Raw genomic sequence first — 15153 nt, forward strand, 5'->3', positions numbered from 1 at the left:
GGTGTCGCGGCCGAGGAAGTTGGTGTGGTTGTACTAGCTGTTGACCAAAACGACGGAGTTCAGCGCAAGGCAGAGGGCGCCGAGCTGGTCCTCCATGCCTTCAAGGTGGCGCTGGCGTATTCCACCGCGCTGCCCGAAGAAGATCTTCCGGGCAAGGCGGTAGCGGGCCTCGGTGACGTTGAGCTGGGCTCCGATCATCCGCCGGTACCCCTCGTCGGAGACGAACTGGAGCAGGTGCAAGGTCTTGAAGATCCGCCCGTAGACGGCAACTGCGGCAGAGGCTGCCTCACCGGAGAATCCTCTCCCGACTGTCTGACCGGGCAACTCCCATGGGCCCGCGAGACGGGCGACTCATGATCGAAACGCCTTCTGTGTGGCACGTCGGTTGCAACACCTTGCCAGAGCTCCGCCGGGTCCCGGTCCCGGAGCGCGCGGCCCGGGACCGCCCGTCACGGACGAGCGGCCCCGTCGGCTCACGGCAGGTAGAGCACGACCGAGTTGACCGGTGTGAAGTTGGTCCACCAGCCGTTCTGCGGCGCCATGTCGTGGTGGCAGGTGCCGGTCCCGTTGTAGCCGCTGCACAGCTTCGCGTGTGCGCCGCCGTACTGGTTGTTGAGAATCCAGTGGTAGTTGTACTGGCCGCTCAGGTTGTGAGCGCCGTAGCTCCAGAAGATGTGGCTGGGTGACTGCGCGGGGTCCTGGCCCTCGGGGTACAGACAGACGGCTCCGTCCGGACAGTTGGCCCACGGAGCGGCGGCCTTCGCCTGGGCGGGGCCGACCGCCATCACGACCGCCGTCGCGGCCCCCAGCGCCACCACAAGGGCGTGGCGGATTCTCCCTCTCATGAGCCCCCCTTGCGACTTTTGTCATGTCTCTGCCGACATGAGGTCAGTCAGCAGCCTTTCGGAAGGGTGCGACGTACACCAGTGCGGAACCGGCCATACCGGGGCACAGGTGGCGGCAGGGACCTGGAAGGGCGGTCGTCGAGGTCAGTCCCCGCGCACGGTCAGCCGGTGGCCCTCGGGCCGGTGAAGGAGATCGGCAGACCTCGCGGCCGCCAGACTCGCCGACCTGACCCGCGTCATCAAGCGCAAGCTGCGCCCTCGACGTTGATCGCCGCGTTCGGCCGGTGCGTGGACTTGGGCGGTCAGCCGAGGAGTACGGAGGCAACAGCCTTGGCTCGGCGGGCGGATTCACCGCCGCGCTCACGCACCGCAGTGATGATGGCCCCGTCCACGAGGATCATGAACTGCTCGGCCAGTTCGCCGTGCTGTTCGTACCCGGCTCGCTCGAGCAGGCCGTCGATGTAGTCCGTGACGGCGCGCTTGTGCTCGGCCGCCACGCGATGTGCCGCGCTGTCGCGATCGGCGGCCTCCACCATCGCGTTGATCGACGCGCAGCCCCGGAACGCGGGCTGTTCGAAACTGTCGGCCAGGGCGTCGAATACCGCCAGCGGCCCACCTCCGCGCACCGCCACCTGCTGTTCCAACCGTCGGCACCAGCGCTCGCCGTAGTCCCGGAGCGTGGCCACCACGAGATCGTCCTTGCTGGCGAAATGCCGGTAGAACGAGGCGCGACCCACCCCGGAGACGGCCAGCAGTCGTTCGATTCCAACCGCCCGGACGCCCTCGGAGTAGAAGAGCTCTCCGGCGGTTTCAACGAGACGGTCACGGGCGCGTGTCGGCATACCGCCAAGACTAACGAGAGTTGACCCGGAGCGGAACCGATCAGTACCGTCTTACGAACGGAACCGATCAGTACCATTTGGAGGTAGGCCCACGTGTCACGGACAACACCAAGGCCCGCAGCTGCCGCCGGTGCCATAACGAGCCGCTGGGGCGTCGCGGCCCTCGGATTCGGGGTCTTCGCCGTCGGCACCGGCGAGTTCGTCCTCGCGGGGCTCCTCTCGCTGCTCAGCGAGTCGTTTCGTATCTGCGAGACCACTGCCGGACAGGTCGTCACCACTTTCGCCCTCGCGGCCACCATCGCCGCTCCCCTGCTGGGCGCGCTCACCGGCGCGTGGCCACGGCGCCGGGTTCTGCTGGTGGCCGTGCTGGCCTCTACGCTGGGCAACGCTGCTACAGCCCTGGCGCCGACCTTCCCCGTCGTCCTGGTGGCCCAGGCGGTCGCCGCGGCCGGGGTCGGCATGTTCGTCCCGGCGGCATCGGTGACCGCAGCCGCGCTGGTTCCCCCCGAGAGGCAGGGCAGGGCAATCGCGGCCACGGTCACCGGGTTCACCGCCGCGACCGCACTGGGCGTGCCATTGGGCACAGCCATCGGGGGCGCTGTCGGGTGGCGGGCGACCATGTGGTTCGTCACCGTGCTGACCGTGCTCGGCCTCGCCGGTGTACTGACCCTGATACCGAAGCGCATCCCCACCCCGGCCGCGCCGGGCCTGCGGGAGCGCCTGAGGCCGCTCGGCGATCGCCGCGCTCTCGCCCTCTTCGCCACCACACTGACCGCGTTCACCGCGGTCTACATCCCCTACACCTACATCTCAGTGATCTTCACGCCCGCCACCGGAGGCTCGGGCGGACGACTGGCCGTCCTGCTGTTCACGCTGGGGATCGTCGGCCTGCTCGGCAACCTCGCCGCCGGTGCCCTGGCCGACCGATGGAGCGGACGACCGGTGGTGACGGTCGCGCTGATCGCACTCGCCGTCGGCCTGGTGATCCTCCCACTGACAACCGCGGCGCCGATCCCCGCCACTGTGATGATCGCCGCGTACGGCTTCGCCGCCTTCGCCATCACCACCCCGCAGCAGCACCGGCTCATCACCTTGGACCCCGAGTCGGCATCGGTACTGATCCCGCTCAACCAGGCCGTCCTCTACCTGGCGATCTCTCTGTCCGGACTCGTCGGCGCGGCGGGCATCCGCTGGCTCGGAGCCAACCGCGTCAGCATCCTCGCCGCGATGATCGCCGTCCTCGCCCTCAGCCTCTCCGAACTGGCGAACCGCCTGGCACGGCGCCCCCTGGCTGAGCCCCATCGAACAGGGAAGGACAGCCGGGCCTTTTCCGACGGGTAGGTGGGGTCCCGAGCCGTCGACCGCCCGCCGCACCCACAGCTCCCCCCCCGAAGTTGATCTCAGGATAGATACACACATAGCCGCCCGGGAACTCGAATTCCACGGTCGTGGCGGTGCGGCAGGCCGTCACTCCGAACGGGATACAGGGCCGCGCGGCGGGTTTCTCGCGATGGAGTGAGGGCTGCGCACCAGCCTCCTGGTGATGGCCACGGTCGCCACCCCACCGTCCTGGCCTGCCGGACCGCCCTTGGCCATACGGTCACGGTGGTCTCGGCCGAGCCGGGGCCTGGCGGGGTACGACAGCAGCCGCGGCGTTGTCGCGGCGCAACCAGCTGACCGTGCGCGGGGCGGCGGGCATCCACTGACTCGGAGCCAACCGCGTCAGCGTCCTCGCCGCGATCGGTCAGAAAACCGTGAACAGCACCGACTACACGCTGCGGGAGATCGCCATCCCGCCCGGGCAGAGCACGGGCTGGCACAACCACGACGAGCCGCTGTACGGCGTCAGAAGCAGGGCACGCTCAGCCACTTCGCTCGGGGTTCTGGCAGTCGCGCCGGCAGCCGGCGTCCCATGTGCCGTAGGCGGGGATGCCGCCGAGGTCCTTCAAGGCCCGGCCAGGTGCAGCAGGTTCCAGGTCATGAAGGTGGTGTTGCAGTTGGTGAGGTCGTTCTGTGAGCGCCCGAGCCGGAGCCGGGTCGAGAGAGGAAGGGCCGGGGCCCGCCTCGCCGTGGTTTGGGCACGCTTGGCGCGGACGGTGTCGCAGAGCTCGCCGCCAAAGTAGATCTGGACAGAGCTCCGCCAAGAGGGATTGGGAACTGGCCCCAACTCAGCTTTCTCAGCCTCAAGCCGCTCAACCCGCGCCCACAGCTCAATGCTGGTGTCGCTCGGCGAGCAGCTTCAGGTTCAGCAACTGCCGTCGAGCCATGATCAGATCGCCGACCGACAGGCACAGGGCCGCCCAACGGCTGGTTTGCATGACGACCTTGAGTAGCAGGCGCGTCGTGTCGCAATCCTGGGGCACGAGGACGTAGGACATAAAGGCGCCCATAATGGTGCCCGTCAGCTGGATCCCTGGTTCGACCGAGACGATCCGGCCCAGCTCTCGCCCGCCAGCGGAAGTGAACCTTTCTCCGACTTGAGGCTCGGGAATACCTACCAGCTCGCGAGGCGAGCGGCGGCCAAGGTTGTCGATCCAGTCGTACGAGTATGGCGCAAGCCTTACTTGTGCGACCCACGGCCACACGGCTTCGGCAGGCGCCTCGACACCCACGCCCCGCCACGCCTGCAGCGCGGGTGAGGTGACGAAGTCGTCGCACGGGTAGGTGCGCACGATCTCGCTGTCGCTCACACCCCAACGGTCACCGATCATGCATCCAACCTCCACCCACATCCCCATAAGCCGGTGTTCGAAGATTGATACCCGCGTCGGCAGACAGGCCGACTGGACCGCACCATTTTCATCGCCATACTCTTGATTTCGGCCGGACCTGCTCTTCGCCCTCACGCGGGATCCTGTACGCCGTCGAGGTCGAGTCGGCGGCTCGTTCGAGCGCAACGAAATCCGGCACACCGCATGTGTTGCTGACACCCCATCCCATAACCTCGTGCGTGGAGACGTCACATGCCATGGGTATCCACTTTGAGGAGGCGATGGTGCTCGGTAGGGGCATGCGTTTACTCGCGGGCGCCTTGATCGTGGCCTGCACGGTGCTCGTCGGCCCCAGTGCACCAAGCGGTGCCCTGTTCGCCAGGTCACTGCCCGTCGAAGCCGTCAGGGAGGTTGTGCCCAACCGGGTCATGACGTGGAACATCTGCAACCCCTGCGAGGAAAGCAACGTTGACCGGGCGGCGGAGATCGCCAAGCGTGCGCCCCAGGTCATCGGCCTGCAAGAAGCGTGCGTGCGTGACGTCGAGAGGATCCGGGACCATCTGGAGAACCTTTACGGGCTGGTTTACCACATCGAGTACGGAATGGTTCTTCGGAATTGGGGCCGTTGTGGGGGCGCCCCGTGGAATCCGGGGGCTTTCGGTCAGGCGATTCCCGCGGCGGCACCGATGGCAGACCTCGTCAACGTAGAATACCCTGACGGCGGTTCCGAAGACCGCGGGTACATGGCAGTCACCACCACTCTGGGCGGCCAACCCGTCCGAGTCTTCAACACACACCTTGCCGAACGACGTCAAGAGGCAGTCCGAGCAGACCAGACCGGCGTACTCGCCGCAGACGTCGCCCGGCATGACCGCGCGATCGTCCTCGGCGACTTCAATGCCGTGCCGGACGCCTCCGAACTCACCGGGATATGGGCGCTGGCTGCGGATACAGACCCCCAGTGCCAACCCTCGCGCACCGGCAACTGCAAGCCGACCACCGACTGGCAGAGCAAGTTCGACTACATCTTCCTACGGGGCATCGTCCCACTCGAGCACCGTGTGCGTCCGACCCCGTACTCGGACCACCACCTGCTGCACTCCGACCTGGACCCAACTAAGACGTCATCTCATTTGGTGAGTCTGCGGTAGCAGATGAGGCTGCAGGCGATGGCGGTGAAGGCCAGGAAGTGCTCGGCCTTGCGTTCGTAGCGGCGGTGCAAACGGCGGCAGCCGCCCAGCCAGGACATCGTGCGCTCGATCGTCCAGCGATGCTGGCCCAGCCGGGTGGAGGACTCGATGCCCTTGCGGGCGGTGCGGTGTCGGATGCCTCGCTTGCGTAGCCACCGCCGCAGGTGGTCGTAGTCGTAGCCCTTGTCGGCGTGCAGTTTGGCGGGCCGTCGTCTGCGCGGGCCGCGGCGGGAGCGGATCGGCGGGATGCCACGCACGAGCGGCTCGAGTGCCTGGCTGTCGTGCAGGTTCGCGCCAGAGATCCCGACCGAGAGGGGTAAACCGGTCCGCTCGGTGATCAAGTGGATCTTCGAGCCCTTCTTGCCCCGATCCACAGGATTCGGACCTGTCAGGTCCCCCCTTTCAGAGCCCGCATGTTCACCGAGTCGATCGCGCACCGCGACCAGTCCAGGTCTCCCCGCAAGCCCAGTTCGTCGAGGATGAGGCGGTGCAGCTTCGCCCAGACCCGGGCGGCAGTCCACTCGGCGAAGCGCCGGTGCGCGGTCGGCCCCGACGGGCCGAAGACCGGCGGCAACTGCCGCCAGGTGCAGCCCGTCGTAGCCACGAAGACGATCGCGGCCAGCACCTCGCGATCCCCGTACCGGCGCCGACCGCCGCCCTGCGGCCTCGACGGAGCAGGTGGCACCACCCGCTGGAACAGCTCCCACAACTCGTCCGGCACCATGCGCTCAACCATCACCACACAGTGCAGACTACCCAGCACCCCAAATGAGACGACGTCTAAATACAGGTCGTGGGCCGGTGCCGCGAAGAGCCTGCCCTGACTGGACGCCTCGGTATGGGCCTCGAACGTCAAATCGAGGCCGGGCAAGCTCGCCCAGGAGAAGCTGGACGCACTGCGGGAGCTGGGCACGGATGGCGCAGGGGCCACGACCGGCTGGCCGATGGACCTGCCGGACCCACCAGTGCGCACAGAGGCCCCGGCCTGTGACAGCGCCTGGGATCGTGCTGCGTCCCGGCTGCGTCCCCGGCCGGGTGGGCTCTTCTCCCGTCCGGAAGCCAAGATCGATTGTCAGTGGTGGGTGAGACGCTAGGAGCATCGAGTCGGAAGAGGGGGAGCTTCATGTCCGGAAACCAGAACTACATCAATCACGTTGCTCTTGTGCTGGATGCCAGTTCGTCCATGTCGCACCTGAGCCGCAAGGTCGTCGAGGTCGCCGACCAGCAGATTGCCTATCTCGCCCGCCGATCGAGGGAGCTGGACCAGGAAACCCGTGTCACGGTGTACGTCTTCGCAGACAAGGTGGAGTGCGTCATCTACGACAAGGACGTACTGCGGATGCCGTCGCTGAAGCAGCTGTACCGGGTCGGTGGAATGACGGCTCTGCTGGCGGCCGCATTGAAGTCACAGCGGGAACTGGCGCAGACAGCTCAACTGTACGGCGACCACAGCTTCCTGACGTTCGTACTGACCGACGGGCAGGAGAACGCAAGTCATCGCTGCCCGGATGCCCTGACCAGGGATCCGCGTGAACTGGTTGAAGCCGTGGCCGAGATGATCGAGGCACAGGAGGACAACTGGACGCTGGCCGTCCTTGTACCGGACCAGATGGGCAAGCGCGAGGCCATGCAGTGCGGTTTCCCGAAGGACAATATCGCCGTCTGGGACGCCACGAGCACACAGGGTCTGGCGGAGGCCGGGCAGGTCATCCAGCTGGCCACCGAGAAATTCATGGTGGGCCGCACCCAGGGCATCCGGGGGTCGCGGGCGGTGTTCTCCACCGGTGCGGAGGCGGTCAACAAGGACACCATCAAGGCGGCCGGCCTCACCCCGGTCAATCCGTCGGAGTACCAGCTGATCCCGGTGGCTCGTAACGCCGCGATCCGGGACTGGGTCATCGAAAGCGGACACACCTACCGTACCGGCGGTGCCTTCTACCAGCTCAGTAAGTCGGAGAAGATCCAGGCGCAGAAGCAGATTGCGGTGCTGGAGAAGAAGACGGACCGGGTGTACACGGGGCCCGAGGCACGAGCCCTACTCGGCCTGCCGGACGTGGAAGTTCGCGTCAAGCCGGACCACAACGACGACTTCACCATCTTCGTGCAGAGCACCAGTGTGAACCGGAAGCTCATACCGAACACACGGATATTGCTGATGCACTGACGCCTTGGAAACCCCGTCGGGTCCCGGAGGCTTCGTCGTCCCGGCTCCCCACCAGCAAGAGTCGGCGACTGCGGGCGCGGCGTAGCCGGGCGAGCAGGCATGCGGCGGTGACGACGTTTGAGCTCCTGCCTGATGGTGGCAGGTCGCCGTCACCGTCGCCACGATCCGGCTCTGGCTCCGGCCATGATCTGCCGGACAGGACCTGGCGGTGAGGCGCTCGAAAACCAGTGGAACAGCGCTGCTGTGCGCCATTACCGTGCTGCCGAACCAAGTCGTCTGGTGAAGGACGTGCCGTTGTACACCCTGTGAGAACTCCCAAGCGCTGATTTGTCGCGCGTCGCGCATGTGCGCCGCGCTGCTTTTTGATGCGGACTTCTCACTGAAACCGGTGTACTTCTGTGCTCAAAAACTGGGTGGTCGTGCCCACCCGCCTGCCGCTCGTTCTCCGCAGTTGCCACGCGTGCACGTCCGAGCGTTTCCGGGCAAGCGGTAAATTTCGCGTCAACGCCAACCACAAGCTCATCGACGCCTGGCTCCTCGCGCGCTGTACCGCATGCGGGGAAACTCTAAAGCTCACGGTCCTGGAGCGGATGAATGTGCGCTCCATACGAAGTGAGCTGCTGGACCGGCTGCATGGCAACGACCCTGGCCTGACAGCTCAGCTGCTCCAGGATCCGGTCGTGCAGCGCCGTAATCGCATCGCCCTCGACTGGGACAACGCCTGGCGCCTCGACACCGGTGGATCGGATCACCTGGGCCGCGAGGTGATCGATGTCTCGATCCGCTTTGCGGCGCGGATCCCTGTCCGGCCGGTGCGACTGCTTGCTGAAGGGTGCGGTCTTTCGCGGGCCGAGGTCGAGAGACTGATCACGGAGGGGAAACTCGTTTCTGCGGTCCGGCTGAGCGGCAAGCTCTCCGCCGACTTCACCTTCACGCTCAAGCGCTGAGCCCCTCCACTGGGCCATGGGCCTGTCCGGCATGATCCACCGGACAGGCCCTACGCCGGTCTCGCCCCGGCAACCCGAAGCTCGAGGTCGTCGATCCGCGACGAGCAACCCTCCCGGCGGGGAAACAAGCAGCTCGAACGAGCCTTCTTCCTCTCCGACTTCGCGGCCCTGGCCGACCCGGCAACCCACACCTGCGACGACAAGAAAATCGCCCAGGGCAAACACAGCACCCAAGCCCTCCCCTGGCGCCCGAGTACGCGGGAGGGCGCGGCTCGGTGTGCGGTGAGCGGTGTGCGTACCGTCAGAGGTGCTGCTCGTTGTCGCGGTACGTCCGCGTCACTCTCCACCTGGAAGGACGTCAGCCCGAACGCCTCGCCCAAGGACTTGAAATCCGGGCTGTAGGGGGGCCGTCGGGGCGGTTGAACTCCGTACCGATGTGCCGGTTGGTCTGCTTGAGCTGGACGCCCCGGATCGACATGTAGCCCGAGTTGTCCCGCACCACGAACACCTCCGGGATGTCGTTGGTGACGTACGAGCCGATCTCCTGGGTCGTCGTCAGGAAGTTACCGTCGCCGAGCACGCAGACCACCGTACGGTCGGGGCACCCAGCTTGGCCCCGATGGCGGCGGGCACGGCACAGTCCATCGAGGAGAAGCCGCCCGAGGTGAGGTCGGTGCGCGGCTCGTAGACGGAGAACGTCTGCTTCACCGCCCCCTGGGTGTATTGCCGGAGCCCGCGACGATGATGGCCTCCCGGGGCAGAACCTTGCGCAGGGCCCCCAGCGGGCACCGACAGGTGAAGGGGAAGCGGTCGGAATCGCGGCGCTTCGCCCGCGCCCTCGGACACTTCGGCTCCAAGGGCCTGGTCGACACCATCGGCGCACTCACCAACTTCACCATGCTCGGCATCCCGTGGAACGCGCCCGGTCCCATGACCGTCTTCAACACCGCGGCCCCCATCGCCGCGGGCAACACCGTCGTCCTCAAACCGGCCGAGGACGCACCGCTGACCGCCCTGTACCTGGCCCGTCTGGCGCAGGAGGCGGGCATCCCGTCGGGGGTCCTCAACATCGTCACCGGATACGGCACCGAGGCCGGCGCCGCTCTGCCCGCACACCCCGGCATCCGCAAGTTGAGTTTCACCGGCTCGCCCGCCACTGGCACCGCCGTGATGGAGGCCTGCGCCCGCAACCTCATCCCGCTGCAACTGGAGTTGGGCGGCAAGTCACCCCAGATCGTGCTGCCGGACGCCGACCTCGCCAAGGCGGTACCGGCGATCGTGCGGAGCATCGTGATGAACAGCGGGCAGGTCTGTGCGGCGGGATCGAGGGTGCTGGTCCATTCCTCGCTGCACGATCAGCTGGTCTCGTTGCTCGCCGACAGCTTCCGCTCCGTACGGGTCGGACTGTGGGACCAGCCGGTCGACATGGGCCCGCTCATCAACGCCCGGCAGGAGAGGCGGGTACTGGACTACCTGGCCCTCGGCCGGGAGGAGGGCGCCGAAGTGGTCGTGGGCGGGGGGAAGTTGACCGGGGAGCCGTATGACAGGGGGTACTTCGTCGAACCGACCCTCTTCAACCGCGTGAAGCCGGAGATGCGCATCGCCCAGGAGGAGATCTTCGGCCCGTGCTGTCGGTGCTGACCTACGAGGACGAGGAAGAGGCCGTCGCCATCGCCAACGGCACCCGCCACGGCCTCACCGGCACCCTATGGACCCAGGACGTGGGACGCGCGGTGCGGCTCGCCCGTCGGGTGCAGGCCGGGCAGGTCGCCGTCAACACCCTCGGCGACGGCGGGCCCGCCGGAGCGATCGGGGCGCCCTTCGGCGGCTACAAGCACAGCGGATTCGGCCGTTCCATGGGCCCCGACTATCTCGAGGACTGGACCCAGGTGAAGTGCCTGGTCATCAACGCCGGTTGACAGCGTGGCGCCGGGCCCCACCACGTCGGGCCCGGCGTCACCGGAGGTGCTACTTCTTGTAGCCCGTGACCTTGGCGATCCAGGTGATGAAGTCACCTGGATCGGTGTTCGCGCCGTGGCCCTGGTCCCAGTAGTAGAGGTGGTTGACCTCGTCGCCCAGGCCCTTCGCGGCGGCCGCGAGGTTGGCGGAGACGACGTGCGAGGTGTCCGTGTCGTTGGTGCCGAGGCGGATCCACCAGTGCTTGGAGCGGCCAGGGTTCCGCCGCTCCAGGTGGAACATCGGGTTCAGCAGGTTCAGCTTCTCGGGGATGTCGCTCGCGACGCGCTTGGAGTTGAGGCCGGTGGAGTCGTTCTTCGCGCTGTACGCCGTGAAGTGGCGGCTCTCGGTGGTGCCCGCGCCGAACTCGTTGTTCTCGCCGGCCGACAGGTCGAAGGCGTCGAAGGCCGGCACGGTCTTCTTGCGGGCGCCGACATGGGTGAGGAAGTCGGCCCATGAGAAGGTCGCCTTGCCGCCGGACCAGGTGATGAAGGTGTTCTTCGCCAGATAGGTCTCACGGTCGGAGTCCGGAAGGGCAGTCAGGTACTTGGTGGCCGAGGGCTCCAGGTACTGCTTGACCAGGTATTCGTCGTAGTTGCGAGCGGTGAGGAGGCCGAAGCGGTTCAGGCCCTTCAGCTTCAGGGAGGCCTGATACTCGGCAAACTGCGCCTGAAGCGCCTTTGATACGGTCTGGTCGACCTGGTCGCCCGCCTTGAGCTTGTTGGTGCCCCAGTTCCACTCATAGGCGCCGTCGGCGTGCTCGAGGTCGGTGATCGGGCACCAGGCGCCGGTCGCGAAGATCGCGTCGGAGGCGTCCGCGGCGCCGATCTCCTTGAGGTACTTGTCGTAGATCTTGCTGTCGCCGGAGGCGCCGAGCAGCGCGGACACCGCGCCACCCGCGCTGGTGCCGGCCGACACGATCCGGTCGACGTTGCCGGGGATGCGGCCCTTGTTGGCCCGCACGTACCGTACGGCCGCCTTGAGGTCGACGATCACGGCGGGGGCGGTGCCGTAGTACTCGCCGGAGGAGTCCTTGAGGGTACGGCCGCGGGCGCCGGGCTCGACGACGACGTACCCCGCGCCGAGAGCCAGGTACTGGTTCGTGTTCAGGGCGCCGCCGTTGGCGTTGGTGTTCTCGTTGGCGCCCGGAGCCGAGGACGAGGCGCTGGGCGCGGGGCCGGCGGATGTCGTACCGCCGCCCGCAGGGGCTCCGCCACCGCCGCCGACGGGGAGGCCGGACGCGCCGACCCCGGTGGCTTCCGTGACCGTGGACGGCAGATAACCGCCGACCGTGTTCGCGAACAGGATCGGTGCGTTGCTCACGTCGACCGCCTTGCCATCGATCTCCACCGGCACGCTGACGTTCAGCGACTGGTACTTCTCGTCGACCGGCTTGCTGACGTAGGTGATCGCCTTCCAGAAGCGGTACTTCACCTCGTGCTCGGTGCCGTCGGTGTCCGTGACCGTCGCCGTCAGCTGCGTGTAGCCCTCCGGGTCGAAGACGAGGCTGTCGTCCGCACTCCTCGATGCGGTCTCTGTCGACGCGTTCGCACTCAGGGCGAAGCCCCCGAGCGCCGCGACCCCCGCCGTGGCGCCTATGCCCATGACCACGCTCCTGCGCCTCACTGCCCTGTGCTTCACCGTACTGCCACCTCTCGATTGCGGGCCGCCTGTTCCGATTTGCCTTGCGGCGGTCGTGAACGCTAGTTGATTGTCAACAAAATCATCAACGATATGCCCGGCACTCATGGGGAGTCCATAGGTACACAGCGGCCTCTCACAGGGCCGTACGCATCATCGAGCCCGCGCTCCTGCCGCGTACGGCGCACGAGGAGCGAGGTTGCCGGTGCCTGCCTACGCTGTGGGGAGGGGAGGTGTGAGGGACGGAGCGGTCTCTCCGCGTTACCGGTTCCGGAGAGGTTCGGTTTGATGGGTGAGGTGCATGTTTCGCCGCGGGACTCGGAAGTGAACGTGTCGCTCGGCGATGAGGTCGTTGTCCCGCTGCCGGAGAACGCCACCACTGGCTATCGCTGGTCGGTGCAGCGCGCCGACGGTCTTGAAGTGACCAGCAGCGGGTACGAGGCCGGTCAGCCCGTGTTGCCCGGGTCCGGGGGCACCCGGGTGGTGAGGGTGCGTCCGACCGCTGCCGGCAAGGGGCTGCTGGAGCTGGAGCTGAAGCGGGCCTGGGCGGATGATGTGGCGGATCGGTTCAGTCTGCGTGTCACTGTCACCGCAGCCCACTGATGTGTTTGGACGTGCAGCAAGCCGGGCCGCCTTCGCTTGTGAGGGCAGCCCGGCCGGTGGCGATCGGTTTCACCACAGGTAGATTTCGTGGACGCTCCCGTCCGGTTCCTCGCGGAACGAAATCGGCCTTCCCGTCTGCCGCGCCTGGGCTGCCAGCGTCGTCAGCGCCGTGAACGAGGCATCGGAGCCGTTGTAGATCTTCTTCCACATGCCGCCCTTGACGTGCAGGTAGGCATTGCGTGGCTGGTCGATGGACCACATGCCGTCGACCAGGACGTTCTGCGTCCAGGTTCCCGTGACGGACACACCGGCCTCGATGGTCCGGATGGCCTGCTCCGTCGCGCGGAGATCCGGGTGCATCACCGGTCGAGCCTCGCCAGTGACCGTCTCCTGGAATCTGACCCTCATGGCGTCGCTCTTCGGCTTGCCGTACTCGGTGACCGGCATCGCCGAGAGGCCGACCTCCACGCCGGGCGGTGACATGACGGGCTTGCCGACACCGCCATCCGCCGAGGCTTGTCCGGTGTACCCGGGACGCGTCCCGGACGGCGCCTCCATCGTGCTCGTCTGCTGTGGGCTCATGGTTTTCCGCTCCTCCTGTCGGTTGCTGTCGCCTTGCTCGCCGGTCTCACCAGGCGTAGAGCTGCTGAACCCTGCCGCTGTCCTCGAAGAGGCCCACCTTGGCGCCGGCCGACTTGGACGCCGCGAGTTCGGCGAGCATCGCGGCGTCGGTCGTGGGCACGTTGCTGCCCAGGCTCAGCCAGCCGCGGAACTCCGCGTACGCCCACACATTCGCGTCGGCCTCGTTGCTCCACAGTCCGAGGATGCGCTGGTCGGGAAGCCAGGCGCGCAGACTGACGCCCTGGACGCCACAGGTGTGCCAGGACTCGATGCCGCACTCGCCGTAGCCGATGCGGAAGAAGCCCTGCTCGCCCCAGCCGGTGCCCCAGCTGTTCTTGGCGATCCAACAGGACTGCGCGTCGTCGTAGCCGACCAGGGTGACGCAGTGGCCACCGGCGAGCTCGCCACTCTGCTGCCGGTAGACGCCACCCCCGTAGCTGAAGAAGTCCTGGTAGACGAGGAAGCAGGCCACGACAGACCCGTAGGTCGCGATGTTGCGCTTGATGGCGACCGGGTCGTTCGTGTCGTTCGTCCAGTTCACCGCCTTGGCACGCCGATTGGGCCAGTCGGCGTTGAGCTTGCTGCTGTCCTGGTCGCCGGGCGTGTAGGGGAAGTAGTCCTCGAAGGTGATGCCGTAGTCGCGGGCCTTCTGAAGCAGTGGTTCCGGGAGCCAACCGGTATTACAGGTGGCCCCGTCCTCGCGGCCGTACCCGTAGAACGCGTGCGCTTCGGAGAGGTCCACGGGCAGATAGGGTGCCCGGTCCACGTAGCGGGCCACGTGCTCCATGGTCGCGATCGTGCCGAAGGCGACACAGGAACCACAGTTCTGCTGGTCCTTCACCGGAGTCGAGTAGTCCAGACCGCCGATGTTGCGCAGGTCGAACGCGGACGGTACCTCCGCCGCCCGCGCGGTGGCCTCCCGGGCCGCTGCCGCCTGTTGTTCCCGAGCGGCCATGATCTCGGCGACATCGGTCTCCTCGACCGGGACACCCAGCCGGGTGACGCGTGCCTCCTCGGTCAGGCGTGTCATGGTGGTGGTGGTTGAACGCCAGGGATTTCCGGCGTGTTCGAGTTCCGTCCTGAGCTCGGCCAGGTCGATGGGTTCGTTGACGGGCATACGAACACCTTTCGCGTGGAGAGAGGTGGGGGCGAAGCAGCCTCTGTGGACATGGGAATGGGCCCTGTCGAGGCTTGGCGGCTTCGCAACAAGTGCACACCGTGGTGGCGCGGCTCGCCACCGGAAGCGGGCTGCGCCCCTACCCGCCGGCTCAGACCTCCCTCCCGGCTCTCGGCGACAACGTCACCGTGCATGGCGGGCGCGCGGCTGCACCGGCATCGTCAAGAACCAGACGGCGCAGGCCGGATCCCAGCCGGTCCTCGATGCGGTCGACAACGTCCTCGAACTGCTGGTGGAGCAGTAGGGAGTCGGGGCCTTCACGCCCAGTGGTGGCGCAGCCTCCTGTCTTCGGCGGGCTGCGTCCTCCGACTCACGGATGGCGCCGTGTACTTCGTGTGCGCGGGCGACCTGGTGACGTTCAAGAAGATCTCTTCGTGACGGCCCACTTCGCCGGCGCTCCGACCTGAACCCTCTCGTGCACACGGGGCGGCTCAGTTGCGGCGGAGGGGTCCCGGG

General features: G+C 67.0%; 13 protein-coding genes and 4 pseudogenes. 7 read left to right on the plus strand and 10 right to left on the minus strand.

The genetic code is table 11. The features are described 5' to 3' along the window. Positions 1 to 33 precede the first annotated feature (33 nt). From FNH08_RS02820 to FNH08_RS02830, 3 genes are all read right to left on the minus strand, one after another. Positions 34 to 324 carry a Tn3 family transposase gene (locus FNH08_RS02820; RefSeq protein WP_152769614.1) on the minus strand — a complete coding sequence of 97 codons (291 nt, stop codon included), beginning with the start codon at positions 322 to 324 and terminating at the stop codon, positions 34 to 36. A 149-nt stretch (positions 325 to 473) separates the two neighbouring features. Then, on the minus strand, positions 474 to 845 hold the full coding sequence (locus tag FNH08_RS02825; RefSeq protein WP_152769615.1) for a hypothetical protein: 372 nt from the start codon (positions 843 to 845) through the stop codon (positions 474 to 476). A 302-nt stretch (positions 846 to 1147) separates the two neighbouring features. Beyond that, positions 1148 to 1687, minus strand: coding sequence for a TetR/AcrR family transcriptional regulator (locus tag FNH08_RS02830; RefSeq protein WP_152769616.1), 540 nt, complete (start codon positions 1685 to 1687; stop codon positions 1148 to 1150). 93 nt (positions 1688 to 1780) lie between these two features. Between FNH08_RS02830 and FNH08_RS02835 the strand changes: the two genes are divergently transcribed. Then, complete coding sequence (locus tag FNH08_RS02835) at positions 1781 to 3028, plus strand: MFS transporter (RefSeq protein WP_322723553.1); 1248 nt, start codon at positions 1781 to 1783, stop codon at positions 3026 to 3028. Between the two features lie 521 nt (positions 3029 to 3549). Here FNH08_RS02835 and FNH08_RS51530 read toward each other — a convergent pair. Next, positions 3550 to 3756, minus strand: a pseudogene (locus FNH08_RS51530) (flavodoxin family protein); the annotation flags it as partial. 141 nt (positions 3757 to 3897) lie between these two features. Further along, positions 3898 to 4377 carry a hypothetical protein gene (locus tag FNH08_RS02850; protein WP_228033831.1) on the minus strand — a complete coding sequence of 160 codons (480 nt, stop codon included), beginning with the start codon at positions 4375 to 4377 and terminating at the stop codon, positions 3898 to 3900. A gap of 302 nt (positions 4378 to 4679) precedes the next feature. On the opposite strand from FNH08_RS02850, the gene FNH08_RS02855 reads away from it, so the two are divergent. After that, positions 4680 to 5549, plus strand: coding sequence for an endonuclease/exonuclease/phosphatase family protein (locus FNH08_RS02855; RefSeq protein ID WP_152769634.1), 870 nt, complete (start codon positions 4680 to 4682; stop codon positions 5547 to 5549). Here the strand turns inward: FNH08_RS02855 and FNH08_RS02860 are convergent. Then, a protein-coding gene (locus tag FNH08_RS02860) for an IS5 family transposase (protein ID WP_228033839.1) occupies positions 5528 to 6324 on the minus strand; the annotation gives its coding sequence in 2 pieces (ribosomal slippage) (positions 5528 to 5986 and positions 5989 to 6324; 795 coding nt in all). The genes FNH08_RS02855 and FNH08_RS02860 overlap by 22 nt on opposite strands. A gap of 387 nt (positions 6325 to 6711) precedes the next feature. Between FNH08_RS02860 and FNH08_RS02865 the strand changes: the two genes are divergently transcribed. The 3 genes and pseudogenes from FNH08_RS02865 to FNH08_RS02875 all read left to right on the plus strand — a co-directional run. Beyond that, positions 6712 to 7752: a vWA domain-containing protein gene (locus tag FNH08_RS02865; protein ID WP_152769636.1), complete on the plus strand. Its 1041-nt coding sequence runs from the start codon at positions 6712 to 6714 to the stop codon at positions 7750 to 7752. 398 nt (positions 7753 to 8150) lie between these two features. After that, complete coding sequence (locus FNH08_RS02870; protein ID WP_322723554.1) at positions 8151 to 8699, plus strand: DUF1062 domain-containing protein; 549 nt, start codon at positions 8151 to 8153, stop codon at positions 8697 to 8699. Between the two features lie 51 nt (positions 8700 to 8750). After that, positions 8751 to 8939: pseudogene (locus tag FNH08_RS02875) on the plus strand (transposase); the annotation flags it as partial. Between the two features lie 118 nt (positions 8940 to 9057). Here FNH08_RS02875 and FNH08_RS53880 read toward each other — a convergent pair. After that, a pseudogene (locus FNH08_RS53880) lies at positions 9058 to 9545 on the minus strand (thiamine pyrophosphate-dependent enzyme). Positions 9546 to 9629: 84 nt separating this feature from the next. On the opposite strand from FNH08_RS53880, the pseudogene FNH08_RS02885 reads away from it, so the two are divergent. Further along, positions 9630 to 10618 (plus strand): annotated as a pseudogene (locus FNH08_RS02885) (aldehyde dehydrogenase family protein). Positions 10619 to 10667: 49 nt separating this feature from the next. Here FNH08_RS02885 and FNH08_RS02890 read toward each other — a convergent pair. Next, positions 10668 to 12260 (minus strand): subtype B tannase, encoded by a 1593-nt coding sequence (locus FNH08_RS02890; RefSeq protein WP_152769618.1) that lies wholly within the window; start codon positions 12258 to 12260, stop codon positions 10668 to 10670. A 324-nt stretch (positions 12261 to 12584) separates the two neighbouring features. On the opposite strand from FNH08_RS02890, the gene FNH08_RS50555 reads away from it, so the two are divergent. Further along, positions 12585 to 12899, plus strand: coding sequence for a protease inhibitor I42 family protein (locus tag FNH08_RS50555; protein WP_194238340.1), 315 nt, complete (start codon positions 12585 to 12587; stop codon positions 12897 to 12899). Between the two features lie 69 nt (positions 12900 to 12968). Here FNH08_RS50555 and FNH08_RS02900 read toward each other — a convergent pair whose 3' ends face one another. Both FNH08_RS02900 and FNH08_RS02905 read right to left on the minus strand, forming a co-directional pair. After that, positions 12969 to 13481: a hypothetical protein gene (locus FNH08_RS02900; protein WP_152769620.1), complete on the minus strand. Its 513-nt coding sequence runs from the start codon at positions 13479 to 13481 to the stop codon at positions 12969 to 12971. Positions 13482 to 13527: 46 nt separating this feature from the next. After that, the gene (locus tag FNH08_RS02905) at positions 13528 to 14637 is read right to left on the minus strand and encodes a C1 family peptidase (RefSeq protein WP_152769621.1); all 1110 of its coding nucleotides are present in this window, start codon (positions 14635 to 14637) and stop codon (positions 13528 to 13530) included. Positions 14638 to 15153: the final 516 nt, after the last annotated feature.

Source organism: Streptomyces spongiae (genome assembly GCF_009377185.1).
Taxonomy (GTDB): domain Bacteria; phylum Actinomycetota; class Actinomycetes; order Streptomycetales; family Streptomycetaceae; genus Streptomyces; species Streptomyces spongiae.